17 protein-coding genes are annotated in these 22,024 nt (G+C 41.1%); 12 read left to right on the top strand and 5 right to left on the bottom strand.

Annotated features, from left to right (window positions below; translation table 11 throughout):
• Positions 1-117 precede the first annotated feature (117 nt).
• The 6 genes from purE (at position 118) to FIU21_RS12090 (ending at position 6,574) form a co-directional block, all read left to right on the top strand.
• Complete coding sequence (gene purE, locus FIU21_RS12115) at positions 118-624, top strand: 5-(carboxyamino)imidazole ribonucleotide mutase (RefSeq protein WP_004358933.1); 507 nt, start codon at positions 118-120, stop codon at positions 622-624.
• Between the two features lie 167 nt (positions 625-791).
• A complete protein-coding gene (locus tag FIU21_RS12110; RefSeq protein WP_004358935.1) occupies positions 792-2,720 on the top strand; it encodes a 4-hydroxy-3-methylbut-2-en-1-yl diphosphate synthase in 1,929 nt (642 codons plus the stop codon).
• 461 nt (positions 2,721-3,181) lie between these two features.
• The gene (locus tag FIU21_RS12105) at positions 3,182-4,240 is read left to right on the top strand and encodes a sensor histidine kinase (RefSeq protein ID WP_013264633.1); all 1,059 of its coding nucleotides are present in this window, start codon (positions 3,182-3,184) and stop codon (positions 4,238-4,240) included.
• A gap of 84 nt (positions 4,241-4,324) precedes the next feature.
• The gene (locus FIU21_RS12100) at positions 4,325-4,966 is read left to right on the top strand and encodes an NAD(P)H-binding protein (RefSeq protein WP_004358939.1); all 642 of its coding nucleotides are present in this window, start codon (positions 4,325-4,327) and stop codon (positions 4,964-4,966) included.
• Between the two features lie 41 nt (positions 4,967-5,007).
• Entirely contained in the window at positions 5,008-5,997 is a 990-nt protein-coding gene (locus FIU21_RS12095) for an aminodeoxychorismate synthase component I (protein ID WP_004358942.1), read from the top strand.
• Positions 5,981-6,574, top strand: a complete 594-nt coding sequence (locus FIU21_RS12090; protein ID WP_004358943.1) for an aminotransferase class IV — start codon at positions 5,981-5,983, stop codon at positions 6,572-6,574. Before FIU21_RS12095 ends, FIU21_RS12090 begins: the two co-directional genes overlap by 17 nt.
• A 118-nt stretch (positions 6,575-6,692) precedes the next feature.
• On the opposite strand, the gene FIU21_RS12085 is transcribed toward FIU21_RS12090, so the two are convergent.
• Positions 6,693-8,018 carry a reverse transcriptase family protein gene (locus FIU21_RS12085; RefSeq protein ID WP_004358945.1) on the bottom strand — a complete coding sequence of 442 codons (1,326 nt, stop codon included), beginning with the start codon at positions 8,016-8,018 and terminating at the stop codon, positions 6,693-6,695.
• Between the two features lie 443 nt (positions 8,019-8,461).
• On the opposite strand from FIU21_RS12085, the gene FIU21_RS12080 reads away from it, so the two are divergent.
• The 5 genes from FIU21_RS12080 (at position 8,462) to FIU21_RS12060 (ending at position 13,863) form a co-directional block, all read left to right on the top strand.
• Complete coding sequence (locus tag FIU21_RS12080; RefSeq protein WP_004358947.1) at positions 8,462-8,956, top strand: RNA polymerase sigma factor; 495 nt, start codon at positions 8,462-8,464, stop codon at positions 8,954-8,956.
• Between the two features lie 120 nt (positions 8,957-9,076).
• Positions 9,077-9,685, top strand: a complete 609-nt coding sequence (locus FIU21_RS12075; protein WP_036885781.1) for a hypothetical protein — start codon at positions 9,077-9,079, stop codon at positions 9,683-9,685.
• Between the two features lie 402 nt (positions 9,686-10,087).
• Positions 10,088-10,591, top strand: a complete 504-nt coding sequence (locus FIU21_RS12070) for an RNA polymerase sigma factor (RefSeq protein WP_004358954.1) — start codon at positions 10,088-10,090, stop codon at positions 10,589-10,591.
• On the top strand, positions 10,588-11,280 hold the full coding sequence (locus FIU21_RS12065) for a DUF4974 domain-containing protein (RefSeq protein WP_004358956.1): 693 nt from the start codon (positions 10,588-10,590) through the stop codon (positions 11,278-11,280). The genes FIU21_RS12070 and FIU21_RS12065 overlap by 4 nt, the downstream gene beginning before the upstream one ends.
• Positions 11,281-11,286: 6 nt before the next feature.
• Positions 11,287-13,863 (top strand): outer membrane beta-barrel family protein, encoded by a 2,577-nt coding sequence (locus FIU21_RS12060; RefSeq protein WP_004358958.1) that lies wholly within the window; start codon positions 11,287-11,289, stop codon positions 13,861-13,863.
• A 494-nt stretch (positions 13,864-14,357) separates the two neighbouring features.
• Here FIU21_RS12060 and mutS read toward each other — a convergent pair whose 3' ends face one another.
• Complete coding sequence (gene mutS, locus FIU21_RS12055; protein ID WP_004358960.1) at positions 14,358-17,018, bottom strand: DNA mismatch repair protein MutS; 2,661 nt, start codon at positions 17,016-17,018, stop codon at positions 14,358-14,360.
• A 114-nt stretch (positions 17,019-17,132) separates the two neighbouring features.
• Between mutS and FIU21_RS12050 the strand changes: the two genes are divergently transcribed.
• Entirely contained in the window at positions 17,133-18,119 is a 987-nt protein-coding gene (locus FIU21_RS12050) for a ketopantoate reductase family protein (RefSeq protein ID WP_004358963.1), read from the top strand.
• Positions 18,120-18,625: 506 nt separating this feature from the next.
• Here FIU21_RS12050 and lgt read toward each other — a convergent pair.
• The 3 genes from lgt to FIU21_RS12035 form a co-directional block, all read right to left on the bottom strand.
• Complete coding sequence (gene lgt / locus FIU21_RS12045; protein WP_004358964.1) at positions 18,626-19,468, bottom strand: prolipoprotein diacylglyceryl transferase; 843 nt, start codon at positions 19,466-19,468, stop codon at positions 18,626-18,628.
• A 72-nt stretch (positions 19,469-19,540) separates the two neighbouring features.
• A complete protein-coding gene (ychF, locus tag FIU21_RS12040; protein WP_004358965.1) occupies positions 19,541-20,644 on the bottom strand; it encodes a redox-regulated ATPase YchF in 1,104 nt (367 codons plus the stop codon).
• Between the two features lie 302 nt (positions 20,645-20,946).
• Complete coding sequence (locus FIU21_RS12035) at positions 20,947-21,756, bottom strand: DUF3108 domain-containing protein (RefSeq protein ID WP_004358966.1); 810 nt, start codon at positions 21,754-21,756, stop codon at positions 20,947-20,949.
• Between the last annotated feature and the right edge of the window lie 268 nt (positions 21,757-22,024).

The following is a 22,024-nucleotide window of genomic DNA, read 5'->3' as shown; positions in this document are numbered from 1 at the left end:
GTAGAAAAGTCCACTGATTGCCAAAGAATAAAGAATAAACTGACAGGAAATTACATCTGTCTTAAGAATAAATACACATAAAACAAACAACGAAAATAAACTTAATACATAAAGAATATGAAGCCATTAGTTAGTATTATCATGGGTTCAACAAGCGATTTACCCGTAATGGAAAAAGCTTGTAAGTGGTTGGAAGAGCAAGAGATTCCTTTTGAAGTGAATGCACTCTCAGCTCATCGTACACCTGACGCAGTAGAGACTTTTGCCAAGGAAGCAAAAGGTCGTGGCGTAAAAGTTATCATTGCTGCGGCTGGTATGGCTGCTGCTCTACCCGGTGTTATCGCTGCTTCAACACCACTTCCAGTCATTGGCGTGCCAATTAAGGGTATGCTCGATGGTCTTGATGCCTTACTTTCTATCGTTCAGATGCCTCCTGGCATTCCAGTTGCTACTGTTGGCGTCAATGGAGCACAGAATGCTGCCATCCTTGCAGCTGAGATGATAGCACTCGGTGATGAGGCTATTGCAAAGAAGATTGACAACTGGAAGGCTTCATTAGGAAAGAAGATAGAGAAGGCTAACAAGGAGTTAGCTGAACTAAAGGATTATAAGTTTAAGTGCTAAGACCGTCCCTAACCCCTCAAAAAGGTGGAGTAACAATGGGAAACAATTAGGGTAAAGGTCGTTACCACTTATTACCTCTTACTATAACCCCTCTCTTAGAGGGGCGTAGGGAGGTTTTTCATCATCCCAAAAGGGCTTGGGGAGGTACCCCATTATCCAAATAGAACATGATAGATTTATTCAACTTTGAAAGAAGGAAAACCTCTGTCACGCATGTTGGTGCACTCAACATTGGTGGAGAGAACCCTGTACGCGTACAATCAATGACAACGACTTCCACCGATGATACCGAAGGAAGCGTTGCACAAGCTAAGCGTATCATTGATGCAGGAGGAGAACTTGTACGCCTCACAACGCAGGGAAAGCGTGAGGCAGAGAACTTAAAGAATATCAATGCACAACTACGTGCAGACAATTATATGGCTCCGCTCTGTGCGGATGTTCACTTCAATGCGAATGTAGCAGACGTTGCTGCACTCTATGCAGAGAAGGTTCGTATCAATCCGGGTAACTATGTCGACCCTGCTCGTACGTTCAAAAAGCTGGAGTATACCGATGAGGAATATGCGCAAGAGCTACAGAAGATTGAGGACAGACTGATTCCTTTCATCAATATATGTAAGGAGAACCACACCGCTGTACGTATTGGTGTCAACCATGGTAGCCTCTCTGACCGTATTCGCAACCGTTATGGCGATACACCAGAAGGTATTGTAGAGAGCTGCATGGAGTTCCTACGCATCTTCCGTAAGTATGACTTCCATGACATTATCATCTCTATCAAATCCTCAAATACGGTTGTTATGGTTCGTTCCGTACGCCTTCTTGTGGCTGAGATGGACAAGGAAGGTATGCAGTATCCGCTCCACCTTGGTGTTACCGAGGCTGGTGAAGGTGAAGACGGACGCATTAAGAGTGCCGTAGGTATTGGTGCTTTGCTCGCTGATGGGCTTGGTGACACGATCCGTGTATCACTGAGTGAAGAGCCAGAGTGCGAGATTCCAGTGGCTAAACACCTTACATGGTATATCCGTCGACACGAGAAACATCTTCTCATCCCTGCTGAACAGTATGCTGACTTTGATTATCTCCATCCTAACCGACGTGAGACAGTGGCTGCAGGCAACATCGGTGGCGAGAATGTCCCTGTTGTTATTGCCACTCGAAAGGCTGACCAAGCTACTGCCGAGGTGTCATCACCAGAGCTACCAAAGCCAGACTATATCTATGTACAGGGTGAATTGCCTGAGAAAAGGGCAAAGAAACAGAAGTATATCCTTGATTATGACGCTTATATGGACATTGCCAACAGTGGTAAGCAGTCCTTAGAGAACGTCTATCCTATCTTCCCTGTGACGGGAATGCCTTTCATCAGTGCGATAAACAGTGATGTTAAGTTCCTCGTCTTGAAGTTTGGTACACCTTCAGAGGAGTTCCTTGCTTGTCTGAAAACACATCCAGAGGTGGTTGTGGTATGTATGACAAGCCATCAGAACCGCCTTGGTGACCAGCGTGCATTGGCACATCAACTGATGATAGCAGGGGTAAAGAACCCTATCATCTTCGCCCAGATGTATCAGCATTCAACTACCGAAGAGAAGGAAGAAAGCAGTAACAGCCAACAGGCTGAGACAACTACGGCTAAAGAGAAGTTCCAATTAGAGGCTGCAGCAGATATGGGTGCACTCATGATGGACGGACTTACCGATGGTATCTGGCTGATGAACAATGGCAACCTCTCACAAGAGGATATTGAACAAACGGCTTTCGGTATTCTTCAAGCAGGTAGATTGCGCATGGTGAAGACCGAATACATCTCTTGTCCGGGCTGTGGTCGTACACTCTACGACCTTCGTACGACGATTGCTCGCATCAAAGAAGCTACCAAGGGAATGACAGGACTGAAGGTAGGAATCATGGGCTGTATCGTGAATGGACCCGGTGAGATGGCTGATGCAGACTATGGATATGTGGGTGCAGGTCCAAAGAAGGTGAGCCTCTACCGCAAACAGGTATGCGTTGAGCACAATATCCCAGAGGAGGAAGCGGTCGAGCGATTGCTTGCCTTAATCAAGGCTGATCAGAATAAGGCTTAAATCAGCGAATAGGACTCAATAGATGTAATTCAACATCGGTGTCTTTCGTTATCATCCCAACGGCAGGAACGCCTCTTTTTTGTGGTATCCTACTGTGGTGTTGATACTCCGCACGAGTGGTGTTCATGCTTAGCACCATACGTGCGGACCGTAAGCACCAATGGTGCGGAGGGCTAACTCCTCTACAATAAATCATACTTTTGATAAGAGGAGAGGATAGATTTGGGGCTTAATGATTAGGGGTAAATAGCAAATAGAGTTTGGATAATTAGGCATAAAAAGGCGATTAATCACCTTGAAAGAATGTACCAATTAGACTTATTTGCCTAACAAGCGAGACAATCTACCCTTATAAAGCCCTGATTTACCGATAATTACATTTCTGTGTTAAAACAAGAAAAAGTAAAAATGTAGTATAGATTCTGCTTGCTTCTTTCCTTATAAAAGACTATCTTTGCAGCATGAAGGTATTGGAGGATATAAAGAAGTATTGCCTGAGTCGCTATAACCTGTCCGTTCTTGGCGCACAGGTAGGCATTTATGCACTCCTTGTATCTATCTGGTCATTGGTCATTATGCTACTTGAACATGATGTCAATGCCGCCAAGGAGTCCATGTGTGTCAATGCCTTCGTACTTTTCTTGTTACTGATTGTCTTCATGGCGAACTTCTATGTGCTTGTTCCTTATCTCTTTGAAGCAAAGAATAAGATAAAGCACTGGGCCTTCTGGGTAATCAATCTGCTGTTTATCGTCCTTTGGAATCATCATATCTTCAGCATTTATAATGCTGATTTACCCAACGCACCTATACGAATAGGCTTCTATCAGTTTGGTGTGATGTGGATGATTCTCAACTATGCAATGGTCGTTGCGGCTATCTTTGTGCGTTACTATATCCGCCATAGTACGCTCAGAAGACAGCTTAGAGAGGAGAAACAGAAGATGACGGAAGCCGAATTGGCATGGCTGAAGAACCAGCTAAACCCACACTTCCTCTTCAATACGCTCAATAACATAGCCTCACTCACCCAGACAAGCCCGAATAATGCCCAAAAGGCAATCGGTCAACTGTCTGAACTTCTACGCTACGCACTCTATGAGACACAGCCTAAGGAGGTGAGTCTGAATGGTGAGATAGCCTTTATCAAGAACTATATCAATCTGATGACGCTACGGTCAGGCAGCAATGTAGAGATAAAGAGCCAATTCATCATCCATAACACACAACTACTCATTGCGCCATTGGTATTCCTAACACCTGTTGAGAATGCCTTTAAGCATGGTATAAGTGCCAATAAACCATCGTTTATCCACATATCTATCACAGAAGATAACGGTAAGATAGTCTTTCTCTGTGAGAACAGTAACTATCCAAAAAACGACACAGACAAGAGTGGAAAGGGTATCGGATTAGAGAATATGTACCGCCGTTTAGAGCTGATTTACCCTGATAGGTATCACATCGAACAGCGTATTACACCAGAGGTTTACCACCTCAAGATTATTATTAAGCCATAATAATAATGTATGTTTCACCTCCAACACCCCATTCCCACATATCATTAACACCCAACATTCAACACCCATCACCCAATCCCCTCAATGAGAGCAATAATATTAGGAGCTACTGGTGCAATAGGTAAAGACCTTGTCCAAGAGCTTATCAATGATGATACTATCGAACAAATAGCTATCTTCGTCAGAAGAGACCCAGGCATAAACAACGAAAAGGTAACAACACATATCGTAGACTTCGACCAGTCGGATAAGTGGAGACTCTCCGTACAAGGCGATGTCATATTCTCTTGCATGGGTACAACGCGCAAAGCGGCTGGCTCAAAGGAGAATCAATACAAGATAGATTATACCTATCAATACAATTTCGCTAAGATAGCAGCAGAGCAGGGAGTACCTTCTTTTGTCTTGGTGTCCACAGCTATGGCTAATGCTAACTCACATTTCTTCTATACAAAGATGAAAGGTGAATTAGAAGAAGCTATCAAACAGCTTCCTTTCCAGCATATCTCCATACTCCGTCCACCTGCATTAATTCGTAAGAATACGACAAGAAGTTCTGAGAAACTGTCTGTTTCTATACTGCAATTCCTCAATCAAATAGGACTCTTACAGAGCCAACGACCTATGAAGACAGAAGTCGTTGCGCGTTGTATGATTGAACTTGCAAAAACAGAGAAGTCAGGAGTATTTGAGCCAAAGGATATTTTCAAGATTGGAGAAAGATAAACAAAGAGACAAAACACCTCATCTGCTTGCAACAAAAGAATATGATACTATACGACCGTGAACGTGCCATTCAGCGGATGAACACGTTAGCTAAGGAAGGTAAAGACTTTATCTTTATCATCAATTATAAAGCTGATGGTGCATATGTAGAGGAGTATGCGGACATCAATCCACACGAATTGCTTTTTGCTTTCCCAAGCCTTTCTAATATCCCTGAGGGAGAAAGCTACAGCAATGAGGCTGTGGAATGGTATACCGAACCACTCACAAGAGATGACTATGAACAGCGTATCAACCTTGTCAAGCAAAGAGAGCGTGAAGGCGACAGTTATTTAGCCAACTTGACATGCAAGATTCCTGTCCGTACAAATCTTTCCTTGCACGATATCTTCATGCGTTCAAAGGCGTTATATCGCTGTTGGATGAAAGAGAAGTTCGTTTGTTTCTCTCCAGAAATATTCGTTCGTATCAATAAAGAAGGACTTATCAGTTCCTTCCCAATGAAGGGTACGATTGATGCAACACGTCCTGAAGCCGAAAAGGAACTGATGGAAAATAAGAAAGAAGCAGCCGAACACGCTACCATCGTCGACCTTATCCGCAACGACTTGAGTATCATAGCAGAGCAAGTGCAGGTGAAACGCTATCGTTATATCGACCATCTGACAACAAACAAGGGTGAAATCCTGCAGACAAGTTCAGAGATTACAGGTCAACTCCCTACAGACTATCGTGAGAACGTCGGTACACTGCTCTTCCGTTTACTCCCTGCTGGCTCTATTACGGGTGCTCCTAAGCCACGTACCATGGAGATAATCGATGAGGCTGAGGGCTATGAAAGAGACTTTTATACGGGTGTGATGGGTTGTTATAGCAAAGGACAAGTAGACAGTGCGGTGATGATTCGCTTTATTGATCAGGATAAAGACGGACAGTTCCATTATAAGGCTGGGGGCGGCATTACGGCTCAAAGCAATAACGATGACGAATATAAAGAGGTGATAGAAAAGGTTTATGTGCCAATATATTGAGACAATAAGGGTAATAGACGGCTGTGTCTGCAATCTTGCCTACCACGAACAGCGAATGAACCGTACACGTAAAGAGATGTTAGGACTGACAGAACCGCTGCATATAGCTGACCTTCTAAAGGCTGTTAGCTTACCGATGGAATGCTCAAAGCTACGCTTTGTCTATGATAAAGAGGGCATCCACGACATCACCTGTACTCCTTATATATGTAAGGAAATCAACTCTTTACACCTTGTCTACGACAACAATATTAGCTATCCCTACAAGAGTACTGACCGCTCGGCACTTAACGAACTAAAAAAACAGCAAGGTGACTGCGACGAAATACTTATTGTTCGCAACAATCACCTTACAGATACATCCTATACTAACATTGCACTCTATGATGGAGAACAATGGTTTACACCCTCTACGCCACTTCTTCGCGGTACGATGCGCCAACGACTGCTCGACTGTGGACTGCTTCAAGAGCGTGAAATCATGGTTTCAGACATTCCTAATTATCAGTATATAAGCCTCTTCAATGCCATGATTCCATTGGGAGAAGTAATCCTACCAGTTGATAAGATTAAGTAAACAGCGAATTATTTTCATGAAAATAAATATTTCTTTTCATGAAAATAATTCGCAAAAGGCAGTCATCTACATGACGAAAGATGAGAATTACGCTACTTATTAACTTACTTTTTACTGCTTACAGAAGTGATTTTAAAAACAATTTGATGAGTATAATAGCAAGCAATATAATCACCATCACTATAAAGTTAAGAATGCGTTTGCTCTTTTTTCTTGGGTCATAAGGATTGCTGCTTGTAGCTCCGAGCTGATGTGATGATGTGTTGTCATTTGGCAAAACGTCAGCACTTGTCATCCTATCTTCTGTTGAATTAGAAAGATACTTACCCATATAAGCCTTATATGCCACCTCTTTTATATCTCCCTTACTTCGTTGTTGCAAAGAAGTATAACGACTAACAAAACGCTGATAGAGTGGGTCATCGGCTCCACGCACCATCTTCATGTAGTTCAGTTTACCCCTCAGAACAGCATTAAGAGGTACGCAATGCTGATGTCCCTTTGTCTTTCCATGCTGCTGCCTGTAGCTCTTCCACGCTGCCTGACAGGCATCTTCATAACCGTAACGCTCCCAGATATACAGCAAGGAACGAATTTCACGCACGTAACGGCGGCTTACATTCACCTTTTCAGTTACCATTAAGCCTGTTACCTCCTGCCGTCTTCCACGGCGTTGTAGGTGGGTTTTCTCTTCATTCAGTCGGAAACCATAACGCTCAACAATAGCCTTTACCTGTTGTACAAGCTCTCCCTGTGGACGAAGAATATCTGTATCAGAACTGAAAGTGAGGTCATCAGCATAACGGGTAAAGGTGATGCCTTGTGCAGTAGCTATGCTCGCTATCTCCTTATCCATCTCCCGACAAATAAAGTTCGACAGCGTTGGCGATGTTGCAAAGCCCTGTGCTAATACTTCTTCATTGTTCTTTGTGCGCACAGTAGCCAGTCCTGAAACGAGTTTTGCAGCCAATGACGAGAAGCCAAAAGGCTCTGCCGTCAGACAGTCAGCCACCTGCTGGCGTGTAATAGTGGGGAAGAAATCCTTTAAATCAAGGTTCAGAATATAACGTTTTCCCACATGTGGACGTGCATTATCAACCACAGAACGACCACAGACAAAGCCAAACGCCCAAGGAGTAGGCTCGTCATAGGTCTGAAGAACTATATTCAACGCATGCAGGATATCATGAAGTGCCCCTTTCGGTGCGGTAATCTCACGATAGCCACCATGCTTTTTGCGAAGTAGGAAAGTCTTACAGCGTCGATTGATATTATTGGTATCAGCTAAAAAACTTAGTTGTTTCGCACGAAAAACATAATAGGGATAAGGCTCGCTCAGTTCGTTCAGTAGCTTAGCAAGTTCTTGTGGATCATTCAAATAACGCAGCTTATTCTCAAAATCAGCCTTTGTATAGTTTCTTGCATTTACTGTTTTAGTTGCCATAGTGCACTTATTAAAAACAAAAAAAATAGGAACGCTGTAAGGGAATTACTCTTATCGTGAACCTTCGTTAACGATAGTGACGATACTTCGTATCAAACTCCAGCGAATACGCCGGAAACTACTTCTAATTCTTTCAGACGTTCCTATCTTTGGCAAAGATAGATATTATAATTAAAACAGCAAAATTTTTCAACTATTAAATTATAACTGTAAAATATTTGTTGAGCCTTGGTAAAACGGTTATAAATCATTAGAAATCAAGTAATCTAATATTTTGAATGCTGAAAACAAGTCTATCTTCTTTACTAAATAAAGCCTTCGAGGACTTGTATTTATCCTCATAAAACAATACTTTTGCACACGATAAATAAAAATTTTATCTCTATCGTGTAGTTTTTCATTTACTACGTGCGTCTAATGAGCAAAAATCAACCTATCAACAGATGGACAACCTACAAAATGAACAAGACTTCTCACGCATCGTGAGAGAACATAAAAGCACCATCTACACCGTGTGCTATATGTTCTCAAAGGATGAAGATGAGGTGAACGACCTCTTTCAAGAGGTATTGATAAACCTTTGGAAGGGTCTGCAGAACTTCCGGGGAGAAAGCGATGTACGCACGTGGATCTATCGTATCAGCCTCAACACTTGCATCTCTTGTGACCGAAAGAAACGGAAACGGAAAACGATTCCACTTACGATGAACATCAATCCCTTTACGGATAGTGATGATGACAGCCGACAGATACAGCAACTTAACCGTCGTATCAGCCAGTTAGGTCCTTTCGACCGAGCTATCATCCTCCTTTGGTTGGAGAATATGAGCTATGAAGAGATTGGCGAAATCGTCGGTATCAGTACGAAGAATGTCTCCGTAAGACTATTCAGAATCAAAGAGAAACTGAAGAAAACGAGTGAAACAACAAAGGAGTAGGGGAGTAACCATTAATGAATGGGATTAGTCTTATTGGTCTTATTAGCCCTATTAGGGCAATTGGTCCAATTAGCCCAATACCCTACAAAGCTTAACAATCACATTAAAAAGAAAACTACAATGGAAACAAAGCATACAGAGTTTGAGGAAATGCGTCAGCAGTTGGACATCCTCAAGAATAAACTTGACAATCAAACACTCGTCAACGATAAACTTATCAGACAGTCAATGCTCAATAAGATGTCGTTTATGAAGAAGTACACATGGGTGTCATTCTTAGTGTTACTATTTACTTATTACGCTTACAATGAAGTTCGGATACTGTTTAACACGTCGTGGTGGTTCTACGGATTTACCGTACTCGTTATGACTTTCACTGTTTGTTTCGATGCTTATATCAACCATGTTAATAAGAAGGAGTTCCTGAATGGCGACCTCATAGCGGCTTCCTTACAAATGCAAAGGATGAAGAAATTACGCAAAAGGTCCTTCTTATGTGGCACAATCATAATGACTATATGGACTCCTTGGTTCTTTATCGAGACATACTATGGTTCAGGTGCTGCGAATGGAGGAGACCATACATCAATGTTTCATGGTATGATTGTTGGCGGTGGTATTGGCTTAATCGTCGGAGTAGCCATCGGTATATGGTTATATCTTCGTATGCAACGCATTAATTCCGATATTATCCAACAGATTGATGAACTTAAAAAAGAGACAGAGTAAAGAAGAATAAAGACAGAGTAACATATAAACAAAGTACAGGGTAACATAAGAACTTATTGCTTGTTCCTATGTTACTCTGTTTTTTAAACCTTTTATTCTTCCCTTAAACCCAATGAACTATAGTAGCAATTAAAGAATTGTTATACCCAACAAATAGATATTTTACACCCAGCGGTTGGGTACGATAGGACTTATTCGCTGGGTTGTCTGGAGCTTTTTAGTAAAAGCTTAAGAGCTTTTCAGTAAAAACTTAAGAGTTTTTCAGTAAAAGCTTAGGAGCTTAAAACAAGCAATTAATAAGGTCTTTTCCAACTTTTAAGACAATTTATTGTATTAAGGGGTTGGGAAAATCCTTCCTCATTCGTTATAAAGATGAGAACAGATAAAAACGAATAGATATCTATGTCAAAAGAAGAAACCATTGAGCACCTGTTCCGAATGCACTACGGTGTAATGTTCAGACTGGCAGTAGCAATGCTGTACGATTCTGATGAGGCAAAAGATGCCGTGAGTGAGGTATTTGCACGATTATTCCGTGACAATACTCACCTGCCTAAGAAAGGAACAAGTGGCTATCTGCTTGTAAGTGTACGCAATCAGTGTTTAGATATCATCAGACAGAAACAGTTGAGAGAGCGTGTTAATAAGCTGTTGACAACAGAAACAGAAACAGAACCTGACTTATCGCACGTACAGCACCAGACTGATCGATACATGGCATTATTGGCATTTGCAGATAGTAAGCTGACATCACAGACGCGCACAGTCTTCCGTCTACGCTTTGATCAGAGACTATCTTATAAAGCCATTGCAGAACAAACTGGCATCAGTGAAGCTGCCGTATACAAGCACTTAGCACAGGCAATTAAGAAGATGAAAGAACAATTTAATCCTAACCAGAAATGAAGAAAGATAATTACGGACAGATGGAAAGGTTGCTTGACATGACGGAGCATCCTGACCAATATACTGATGAACAGCTTAATGAACTGTTGCGTGATGATGAGTTGAGGCAAACGTATCAGCTTATATCAGACACTACCAGTGCATACGAGTATAGACGGACTTCCGATAAACTGACAGATGAAATCATAGAAGAGGAATGGCACAAGTTGATGGAAAAGAAATCTACCTCCAAACCTGTACACCGTTATTACAGACAGGTAGCTGCAGTAGTCATCGGTATTCTCACTGTATCGGGAATTGCCGTAGCTGCGGTTAGCATTGTCAAAGGTAGTAAAAAACGGTTGGCAACTGATTCAGAGGTTGCAATCACAAACAATATGACTCATACAAAAACATTACAGGAAAAAGGCTCTACACGCACAACTGTCACATACAGCAAGCTGAAAGAAAAGAAAGTCGGGGAGATACTTCCTCCCAAACAGTTTGATAATGTTATGTTACAGGACATTGTCCAGGAAATATCAGATTACTATGGGACAAAGACTGTCTGTCGTAACCCAGAAGCAGGACAGCTGCGTTTACGCTTTCTTTGGAACAGAGACCAAAGTGTGGAACACGCAGTAGAGACACTAAACATGTTTGAGAAAGTACAGCTAACTTTGGCTGACAGTACAATCACCATAGACTAAAACACTATGAGAAAGCATCTCTTTCTTGGTATACTGCTGCTGATTGCTTGTGTTGTACAGGCGCAGCATATTACCAGAAACTATAATAAGACATCCCTACCACATGTGCTGACTGATATTGACAATGCCAGTCAGCGGTACACAATCAACTTCATTTATAATGAATTAGAGGATTTTACAGTCACTGTAAACCTACGTAACCGCACCGTCCCCGAAGCAATACGGGAGGTATTGGGTTTCTATCCCATGCGCATGACCGTCAGTGATAGCCTTATCTTCGTAGAATGTACACAAAAAGTACCTACAAAGGTCATCGGACACATTGTTGATCAGCACAACCAGCCTGTACCGTTTGCCAATGTAGCTTTGTTGAATCCATCGGATTCCAGTTTCATCAATGGCGGAGTGACCAATAACGGGGGAGACTTTGTCATACCATGTAGTCAACGGAAGGTCTTACTACGGGTTTCTTTCGTTGGATTTGCTACTTACTATAAGCTGATTAATGTCGGCAATATCGGTACTATCCGTATGAAGACTGACCCATATACACTAAAGTCTGTGACGGTAAAAGGGATGCGTCGGGTTATTAAAAATGATGTTGACCGACTGCAATATCTCGTCAGTAATGACCCTTTCTCCAAGGGGATGAATGGTATAGAAGTGATGGGGCGTGTACCAATGCTAAATGTCAGTGACGAAAGTGTCAGCATCGTAGGTAAGGGCATTACCCATATCATGCTTGATGGACATATCCTTGAAATGACTGCCGATGCTGTAAAGGCAAAACTCCGCAGCCTGAAGGCAGAAGATATTGAGCGTATAGAGGTGATAACTATTCCACCTGCAAAATATAAGGCAGAAGCCAATGCGGGATACATAAACATCGTCATGAAACGTGACCAGTCAAAAGGGTGGAGTGGGAGTATCAGTGAGGAAATACAACGACAGTACCGTGGGAGGTATTTCCAAGATATAAACCTCAACTATGCCAGCAGGAAATTTGAGCTGTCCACTGGTCTGGGAATGTCTTTGGATAAAGTAATCAACAACTCATATTCTGTCTATGACTTCAAAGATGGGCACCAGCGCAGTACAAGAAAGCGGACCATATCCCCTTGGCCGTCGTATAATGCTGATGCCATCGTGAAATATCATGCTAACAAGCGCATGGAACTGGGTGTTATGACATCATTCTATGCCAATCACACCTCTACCAATCACACGTTTATCTCAATTAACAGGGACACAACATTTACGACAGCCCATTCCCCTGCTGTCTGGAACAACAACATAAGTACGACACTGTATGCAGAATACAAGCTCGACTCATTGGAGAAGACAGTCAGTGTGAACTATAATTTCTTCAACAGCAATGCTCCCACACAAAGCGAGAACGTATCGGTAACAAACGGAATGACTGAATCACTACGCAATAAAAGCAAGGCAAATTACAAGATAAATGCCTTAAAACTTGATTTTTCCCTTCCCTTCAAGCATCTCTATATGGAGACTGGGGCATCTTTCTCAGCCATCCGCAATAAGACAAGTCTGATGCTGGAGAACCTTGCCAACGGACAGTGGAGATACAATGCAGATGAAAGTAATGAATTCTTGTATAAGGAACGAACCCTCGCTGCCTATTTATCAGCAAAGAAACTACTCACAGAAAAACTTCAGCTACAAGCTGGATTACGCTACGAACATACATGGACGGAAAGCAACCAGCTTACACAAAGACAGATCAGTCGTAGTCATTACGGACGTTTCTATCCCACTCTGCACCTCAACTGGCAATTAAAAGATAATCAGAATCTGGCACTTGCCGCTAATTGGGGAATAGAACGACCTAATTTCAATGACCTCAATCCTTTCCGCATCTATACCTCCACCACTGATTACATGACGGGAAACCCTTACCTCACAGCTGCCTACACCCGCAACGTGGAGATAAATTATAGTAACGGAAAAGGACTTTATGCCGTTCTCTACAACAATCATGGCAAAGGAGAGATGGGCTGGAGAACCCAATTCCTCGAAAATGGAAGTCAGGTAACTGGTCCTTATGACGGATTGCGCCATGAAAAGACAGGTATCTATGTTAATTATAACCGCAATGTCCTGACATGGCTGAACCTTAACATAGGAGGAGAAGTATATTACTATGATTCTCACTCCGATTACCAAACGGACGTGTTACAGATACATGGATGGGGTAAGCGTGCTGAAGGTTCACTCTCTTTTATGTTCAACCATCAGAAGACACTCATTGGCGAGGTTAGCTATCGTCACTGGTTCCGAGAGTATTTTGCACAAACTCAAAGTGATCCTCATGCTTACCTGCGGATGAGTCTTAAATACAGCTGCCTGAATGACCGCTTGAAAATAAGTCTTACTATTAGCGATCCCTTCCATCAGAATATCAATCGAAATACCATATTCTATCAAGAATATACTAACACGAACCAATTTGATAATCATTCTCGATATATCGGACTTCGTGCTACATGGTCATTTGGTGGCAAACAGGTTCATCGTACCTATCATGACAACCGTGATACAGAATCACAGCGCGCAAAGTAGGAAAGAGAATAAGTAAAAACTACAGAGTAGCACACAAAGGATGAGACAGCAACAACATTAAGCGGCATGAGAAATAACTCTTAGCTTTGCAGACTATAATCATTTTTCCTGTCACATCTGTCAGTATTATATAACACATATATATCTGGAAAATAAGCAATTAGTCTTAAATGTTAAAAGTGACAGCAAAATAGAATTAAAAATGTTTTTGCATATACATTAACTTAATACTACTTCGCAGTATTGTACAGTTGTGAGCATTATCAGAATAACTAAGTTGGATTAGAAAAAGCAAAAATCTTATTTCTATGACATGATAAAAAGACAAGGTAACAAAAGAACAAACTGAGTTGTTCACTTTGTTACCTTGTCTTTTTTATGCTCTTTTTCTTCTTATCAACCTAATCTTTCAACCATTATTTGAAAGTACCAATTCTTGCAAGTTCTTGAAGAACTTGCAAGAATTGGCAGGTATTTGATAGATTGATTAAGCCTTACCCTTTCAATATCTTCTTAATATCATTCAGCTTGTTGAGGGCTTCAACAGGTGTAAGGTTATTGACATCAAGACCGAGGATTTCGTCACGAATCTGTGTGAGGACGGGATCATCGAGTTGGAAGAAGGAGAGTTGAACACCTTCTCTGCTCTGATCAAGACGCTCAACGGCAGCCTTACCGACACTACCCACCTGTGAGTTATCTTTCTCAAGCTCCTTAAGTATAATGTTTGCACGCTTAACAATAGAACGAGGCATACCCGCTATCTCTGCCACATGAATACCAAAGGAATGCTCACTACCACCTTTCTCTAACTTACGAACGAAGATTATCTTTCCATCCACTTCCTTTACAGAGACGTTGAAGTTCTTGATACGAGGGAAATTCTTCTCCATCTCGTTCAATTCATGGTAGTGTGTAGCAAAGAGGGTACGTGCTTGTGCACGCGAATGTTCGTGCAGATACTCTACAATCGCCCATGCAATGCTAATTCCATCGTAGGTACTTGTACCACGTCCTAACTCATCAAAGAGCACTAAAGAGCGTGAAGTAACGTTATTAAGAATGTTTGAAGCCTCCGTCATCTCAACCATAAAGGTTGATTCTCCTAATGAAATGTTATCCGAAGCACCCACACGTGTGAAGATTTTATCCACCATTCCGATGCGTGCTCGTTCAGCAGGAACAAAGCAACCTATCTGTGCTAACAATACGATGAGGGCTGTCTGACGCAACAAAGCAGACTTACCTGCCATATTCGGACCCGTAATCATCATGATCTGTTGGTGTTCCGTATCAAGCAATACATCATTAGGCACATATTGTTCACCTATCGGTAACTGTGTTTCAATCACTGGATGGCGACCCTGTTTAATGTCTATAACCTCCGAATCGTCCACTACTGGGCGTACATAACGCTGCAACTGCGATACTTTCATAAACGAAAGAAGACAGTCGAGATGAGCAATGAGATTTGCATTGATTTGTATCTGCGGAATAAACTCCTGCATATCCTGTATCAACTCCATATAAAGCTGAGTCTCCAAAGCCAATATCTTCTCATCCGCACCAAGTATCTTCTCCTCGTATTCTTTAAGTTCAGGGGTGATATAACGCTCTGCCTGCGCTAATGTTTGCTTACGAATCCAATTCTCAGGCACCTTATCTTTAAAGGTATTACGCACCTCCAAGTAATAGCCGAACACGTTATTAAATCCTATCTTCAATGAAGTAATACCCGTCTGAGCAATCTCCTTCTCTTGAATCTCTAACAGATACTGCTTTCCATTATCACGAATAGAACGCAAATCATCGAGTTCTTGGTTAAAACCTAAGGCTATCACGTCACCTTTATTGACTAACTGTGGAGGGTCAGGCTGTATCTCTTTCTCTATTCTATCACGTAAAGACTCACAGAGGTTCAGCTGTTCTCCAATCCTCTTCAGCGTATCGCTCTTTGCATAAAGGCAAGCTGTCTTGACGGGTTGGATAGCCATAAGGGCATTCTTCAGCTGCACTACCTCACGAGGTGACACACGACCGACAGCTACCTTTGATATAATACGCTCTAAGTCGCCAATGCGATGGAACTGTTCATTGATACATTCGCGGAAGTCTGGCTCTCGGAAGAGATAATCAACCACGTCTAAACGCTCATTGATAGGCTTTTCATCTTTCAGTGGGAAGACCATCCAACGGCGCAACATACGTCCGCCCATTGGCGTAATCGTATTGTCAATGACATTCAAAAGCGATGAACCATCCTCATTCATTGGGGCAATCAACTCCAAAGAACGGATGGTAAAACGGTCCATACGCACGTATTTATCTTCTTCGATACGTGCCAAAGAAGTGATATGATTGATTTGTGTGTGCTGTGTTATCTCTAAATACTGCAGAATAGCACCTGCTGCAACGACGCCATTATTCAGATGGTCGACACCGAAACCCTTTAAGTTCTTTGTTCCAAAATGCTTTAATAGCTTCTGTCGAGCCGTCTGATCAGTAAACACCCAATCGTCCATCTCGAACGTACAAAGGCGTGTACCAAAGTAGCGTTCAAAGTCTTGTTTCTTTGCACGGTCGAAGAGTACCTCCTTTGGTTGGAAGTTACCCAATAGTTTTTCGACGTAATCAAAGGTGCCTTCACCTGTCAGGAACTCTCCTGTAGATATGTCTAAGAAACTGACACCACATGACCCTTTACCGAAATGTACCGCAGCAAGGAAGTTATTTTCCTTATAGTTCAATACGTTATCGCTCATGGCTACACCTGGAGTGACAAGTTCTGTGATACCACGCTTCACCATCTTGTCCATAGCCGACAGACACTTCTTGCCTTTGATTTCCTCGCGTTTCTTCTTTGGATCTTCTAATTGGTCGCAGATAGCCACACGCTTTCCAGCACGAATAAGCTTAGGAAGATAAGTATCAAGGGCATGATGTGGGAAACCAGCCATCTCTATCGAGTCGCCGTTACCACCATTGTTACGACGTGTAAGGGTAATACCGAGTATTCTTGCTGACTCCACAGCATCCTCACCATACGTCTCATAGAAGTCGCCACACCTAAAGAGCATCAATGCACCAGGATGTTGTGCCTTCATTGAGAAGAACTGTTTCATCATCGGGGTAAGTCCCTTATCATCTTTTGCCATATCTTTTACTTCCTTATTAAGTCTGTTTCTATTTTATCCTTAGACTTACAAAATTACAAAAATAAGGAGGAAAGCCCAAATAATTAATTACCTTTGTCTAAAATAAACACAAACATGGATATATTAATTATAGGATTAGGAGTTATCGGAACAACTTATGCTTCTGTGTTTAAAGAGGCTGGACACAATGTTGAACATTACATTCGGGAAGGAAGTAATAAGGAATATATAAGCAATATTGAAGTTACATTATTAGATGGAAGAGAATCATCAAAGGGTATTCAAGTCAAAAAAGAATATACAGTAAATCCACATTCAAAGAAAGAATATGACATGATTTTCGTAAGTATCTCACAAGGGAAGATTGCCAATGTGATGGAGATACTACGAAAAGAAGCATTCAAAGGCACAATACTCTTATGCTGTAATCTATGGTATGACAAGCAATATCTTGATAAAATTATGCAAGGATATGATTATATCTTAGGCTTTCCCGTTGCTGGAGGTTGCATAAAAATAAAAAAAGAAGAGCTTGCTACTAAAGCTGAACTTGATTGTTGTTTATTCGATCATTTCATGATAGAGTCTAAAAATAAGACAACCATATCAAATTATGAGGCTATTTCTAATCTATTTAAGTCCACTAACATCAAACTTGAAAAACCTTATGACATGTTGGAATGGATATGGATACATATGGCTATCAACGCTGCAGTTATCTCTGTCATAGGTAAAAATGGAGACATAAATGACAGTATAGCATCAGTTCATAAACTTATGAATTCTCTAAAGCTATTGGCAACTACAATTAAAACTATTCGTGAGACAACAAAAATAGCTGCTTCACGTGGTATTAATATGAAATACTACAGAAATGAATTATGGGTATATAAACTACCAGCTCAACTTTCTGCCATTTTCATGAAGCGTATGTTTGCCACAAATAATCTTACAAGAAGGATTATGGAACTACATGGAAACATTGATGACTTATTGTATATATGCAATAGCGTATATAAAGAAGGAAAAATAAACAATGTTTCAGCTCCACTTTTTTATCAGTATTTAGAAGATGTTACAAGAAGAATTACAAATAAATAAAACAATTATAAGGAAGAAAAAGGTTCTTCCGTTAAATGTGTGGACGCTTTTCGTATCGCTTTAACGGAAGAACCGAAGTTACTCATTAAATCCAAATCGGTCATTAGACCACAATGTTTCAGGAAAAACATTTCATTTAAGACTTCGAAAATATGCAGATAATGGTTTGAAAAATCATTACATAATTTCGAGTAAAACATCTATAAAGGACGATAAAACCACATACAAAAAGTAGGTTTGTAATCAACAGGAAATCAATTAGTTATAAAACAGCAAAGTAAAAGGTGCTTAATTGGACTTTAAAAGGGCGTTAGTAAGGGTCTTAAAGAGCACCTTTTGCAAGCCAAAAGGGCGTCTTTTAGAAGCTAAAAGAGTATGTATTGGTTTTGAACCGCATAAAAATAGTTTACAAACTTCAACTAATTACTATTCATAAAACGAATTGCACGAATATCCCTAATCAATGAATATTCGTGCAATTAGCGTAATTCGTAGTCGAAAGCGAGTTATGTTAGTTTTCCTTCTTTTCCTCTTGAGCGTAGAATTGACCATACACCGAGGGCAATAAGAGGAATACTTAATATCTGTCCCATATCGATTGGTAGACCTGCCTCAAATGCTTCCTGTATCTCCTTAGTGTATTCAATGAAGAAACGGAAGGTGAAGATAAGTGTAAGACAGAGTCCGAAATAAAGTCCTGTACCCACTTTCTTAGGATATTTCCTATATATGAAGTAAATAAAAAGGAAGATAATTAAGTAGGCTATTGCCTCATAGAGCTGTCCTGGATGGCGTGGTTTATCGTCTACATTATAGAAGATAAAAGCCCAAGGAACGTCTGTTACCTTACCAATAATCTCTGAATTCATCAGGTTTCCAAGGCGAATAAAACAAGCTGTGATACCTGATACGATACCGAAGAAGTCAAGTACTACCCACGTATTCATCTTCGTCCTGCGAATATAAAGGAAGAGGGCAATCAGTAATCCAGCCACTCCACCATGCGATGCAAGTCCTTGATAACCCACATACTTCCATGAACCGTCAGCCATTTCACGAATAGGAATAAAGATAGTCATGATTCCTTTCCAAGAAGTGAGGAACTCCTCTGGCTCATAAAAGAGACAATGACCCAAGCGGGCACCAAGCAATACGCCAAAGAAGACATAGAGGAAGAGTGGATCAAACTGTGATGGAGGAAATTTATGACGCTTAAAAAGCCACTGCATCATAAAGAATCCCAAAGCAAGACCTACCAGCCAGCACATGCCATACCAACGAATAGGAAGGGAACCAAGCTGGAAAATCACTTCACTTGGCTGCCATGCAATATAAAGTAGATTGTTCATAGTTATGCTATTAAAAGTGAAGATAGCACCAATAATTATCCCCTCTCTGAGCAGAGAGGGGTTAAATAGGGGCTATACATTAAATCTAAAGTGCATGATGTCACCGTCTTGTACAACGTACTCCTTACCTTCGATACCGAGTTTACCAGCCTCACGAATAGCTGCCTCAGAACCATATTTGATGTAATCGTCGTACTTGATGACCTCTGCACGGATGAATCCCTTCTCAAAGTCGGTATGGATAACTCCCGCACATTGTGGTGCTTTCCATCCTTTATGGAAGGTCCATGCCTTTACCTCCATCTCACCAGCGGTGATGAAGGTCTGGAGATTGAGCAGATGATATGCTTTATTGATAAGTCGGCTCACACCACTCTCTTCCAATCCAAGCTCGTCAAGGAACATTTTCTTGTCCTCATAACTCTCCAAAGAAGCGATATCTTCCTCTGTCTTAGCCGCGATGATCATTGCTTCAGCACCTTCCTCAGCAGCAATCTTCTCAATCATCTGACTGTATTCATTACCTGTCTTCGCACTTGATTCGTCTACATTGCAAACGTAAAGTACAGGTTTTGTTGTCAGGAGGAAGAGGTCGTGCGCTGCTTGCTGTTCTTCTTTACTTTCAAACTCAACGCTACGAGCATTCTTACCCTGCTCTAACACTTCCTTATAAGCCTCCAAGACAGATACCATTACCTTAGCATCTTTATTGCCTGCAGCAGCAACTTTCTGCTGTTTAGCAAGCTGTGCCTCGATGGTTTCAAGGTCTTTGAGCTGCAACTCTGTATCGATAATCTCCTTATCTTCAATCGGGTTGACTGCCATACCACCCTCACGTACCACGTTATCGTCCTCGAAACAGCGGATTACATGAATGATAGCATCACACTCACGGATATTACCAAGGAACTTGTTGCCCAATCCTTCGCCCTTTGAAGCACCCTTAACAAGTCCTGCGATGTCGACAATCTCACAGGTAGCAGGTACGATTCGTCCCGGATGAACAATCTCAGCGAGCTTATTCAAACGCTCGTCTGGAACGGTAATTACGCCAAGGTTCGGCTCAATCGTACAGAAAGGGAAATTAGCTGCTTGTGCTTTGGCACTGCTCAAGCAGTTGAAAAGTGTAGACTTACCTACGTTTGGCAGTCCTACTATACCACATTTTAATGCCATATCTTAAATAAACGTTTATTTCTTTTGTACAAAAATAAAGCTAACGAGCGCAAAGGAAGTTTCCTTTCTCTTTATCGTATGCTGCTTATTTTCTGCAAAATTACATAATTAATTCGATATAAGCGAGAAGAAGTGGAAATAAGGTGGAATACATATGAAGTCAATCTTATCTCTATCATACGATTATAGGGGCATAACGCCTGTGTTACGTTATACCCCTATAAGTATAAGGAATAGTTTTATATCGTACGTTATAAGCCCTTATTCTTTATATATAAGATAAGAACTTACCTTACTTTTTGCTATTTTATCTCTGATGTAATCGGACTATTAATTCCCTTCATAGAAACAAGGAAAGCCTTTGCTGAACCAAACTTCAAACTCATATCAAGACGAACAGGGATATGGTTGCTGTCGTCCGTTACATAGAAATTAGCTATTTCGCGCCATTTCTCATCCTCATATTCATAATAGGTGAGACGCAAACAACGATACTTATGATTATTGTCGGCCTTGATATTCTCCTTACCACCATAAACTATACGAGCGGCATGGCGGCTGTTTCCATCTACGATAGGGAACTTCACCACCTCACCTTTCTTCCAGTTCTCTGGATTGAAACTACGTGCACGAAGGAAGATACTCATCATATCGAAACAACAATCATCGTATGTATTCTCCATCCATTGATGTTTTCCTTCGTTGTTGATTCTATGTTGGCGTAGCTTACACCTACCATTTGGATAAGTATAGAATATCTCATCCACCGTATATCGCTTTCCTTCCCTTGCTCCCTTACGGAAGTAGAGTGGCTCCATCTGCTTTGAATTATAAGTAAGTAATGTGTCTCGTAATATAAAGTAATCATCAAGCTTACCATTACCACGTGTCGTCAACGAAGCACGATAAGCCGGAATACCCTTATAAGTAGAGGAAACTGTGTACCAAGAAGCTGTACCTGCCTTTACCCAAATAAACTTCCAGTTATAATAAAGGTTGTAGGTAAGGTACTCTCCACTGCTAAAAGCCGTATTACGGAATGTACACTGTGCGGTGGCACTGACGGCAATCATCGCAAAGAGACAAACTATATAAATCTTCAACTTTTTCATATTCTCCGTTTTATCCGTTCAACTTTAATATTATTCTTTATTTCTCTTTTAAAAGAAAAAAGAATGTTTTAGTATGATAGGCTGTGGATTAGTGCAGAACTTTTTAACCATTTTCTTGCCAGAATAGTTATCAAACTTAGAGGTTACTTTATTAACAAGTTATCCTCATTTCTATCGTTTGATATTCAGGTATTATGATGAGTTATCCACATTATCCACAATTGATGCAAAGATAATAAGTTTATATCTTTTTTGATATGAAAGTTGT

It is taken from the genome of Prevotella melaninogenica, assembly GCF_013267595.1.
GTDB lineage: Bacteria > Bacteroidota > Bacteroidia > Bacteroidales > Bacteroidaceae > Prevotella > Prevotella melaninogenica_D.
Note: the sequence above shows the minus strand (reverse complement) of the source record. Positions and strands in the feature narration are given on the sequence as shown.

Bases quoted from the DNA above. Each gene is read 5' to 3' on its own strand.
- purE (WP_004358933.1), top strand. From the start codon at position 118: ATGAAGCCATTAGTTAGTATTATCATGGGTTCAACAAGCGATTTACCC.
- FIU21_RS12110 (WP_004358935.1), top strand. From the start codon at position 792: ATGATAGATTTATTCAACTTTGAAAGAAGGAAAACCTCTGTCACGCAT.
- FIU21_RS12105 (WP_013264633.1), top strand. From the start codon at position 3,182: ATGAAGGTATTGGAGGATATAAAGAAGTATTGCCTGAGTCGCTATAAC.
- FIU21_RS12100 (WP_004358939.1), top strand. From the start codon at position 4,325: ATGAGAGCAATAATATTAGGAGCTACTGGTGCAATAGGTAAAGACCTT.
- FIU21_RS12095 (WP_004358942.1), top strand. From the start codon at position 5,008: ATGATACTATACGACCGTGAACGTGCCATTCAGCGGATGAACACGTTA.
- FIU21_RS12090 (WP_004358943.1), top strand. From the start codon at position 5,981: ATGTGCCAATATATTGAGACAATAAGGGTAATAGACGGCTGTGTCTGC.
- FIU21_RS12085 (WP_004358945.1), bottom strand. From the start codon at position 8,018: ATGGCAACTAAAACAGTAAATGCAAGAAACTATACAAAGGCTGATTTT.
- FIU21_RS12080 (WP_004358947.1), top strand. From the start codon at position 8,462: ATGGACAACCTACAAAATGAACAAGACTTCTCACGCATCGTGAGAGAA.
- FIU21_RS12075 (WP_036885781.1), top strand. From the start codon at position 9,077: ATGGAAACAAAGCATACAGAGTTTGAGGAAATGCGTCAGCAGTTGGAC.
- FIU21_RS12070 (WP_004358954.1), top strand. From the start codon at position 10,088: ATGTCAAAAGAAGAAACCATTGAGCACCTGTTCCGAATGCACTACGGT.
- FIU21_RS12065 (WP_004358956.1), top strand. From the start codon at position 10,588: ATGAAGAAAGATAATTACGGACAGATGGAAAGGTTGCTTGACATGACG.
- FIU21_RS12060 (WP_004358958.1), top strand. From the start codon at position 11,287: ATGAGAAAGCATCTCTTTCTTGGTATACTGCTGCTGATTGCTTGTGTT.
- mutS (WP_004358960.1), bottom strand. From the start codon at position 17,018: ATGGCAAAAGATGATAAGGGACTTACCCCGATGATGAAACAGTTCTTC.
- FIU21_RS12050 (WP_004358963.1), top strand. From the start codon at position 17,133: ATGGATATATTAATTATAGGATTAGGAGTTATCGGAACAACTTATGCT.
- lgt (WP_004358964.1), bottom strand. From the start codon at position 19,468: ATGAACAATCTACTTTATATTGCATGGCAGCCAAGTGAAGTGATTTTC.
- ychF (WP_004358965.1), bottom strand. From the start codon at position 20,644: ATGGCATTAAAATGTGGTATAGTAGGACTGCCAAACGTAGGTAAGTCT.
- FIU21_RS12035 (WP_004358966.1), bottom strand. From the start codon at position 21,756: ATGAAAAAGTTGAAGATTTATATAGTTTGTCTCTTTGCGATGATTGCC.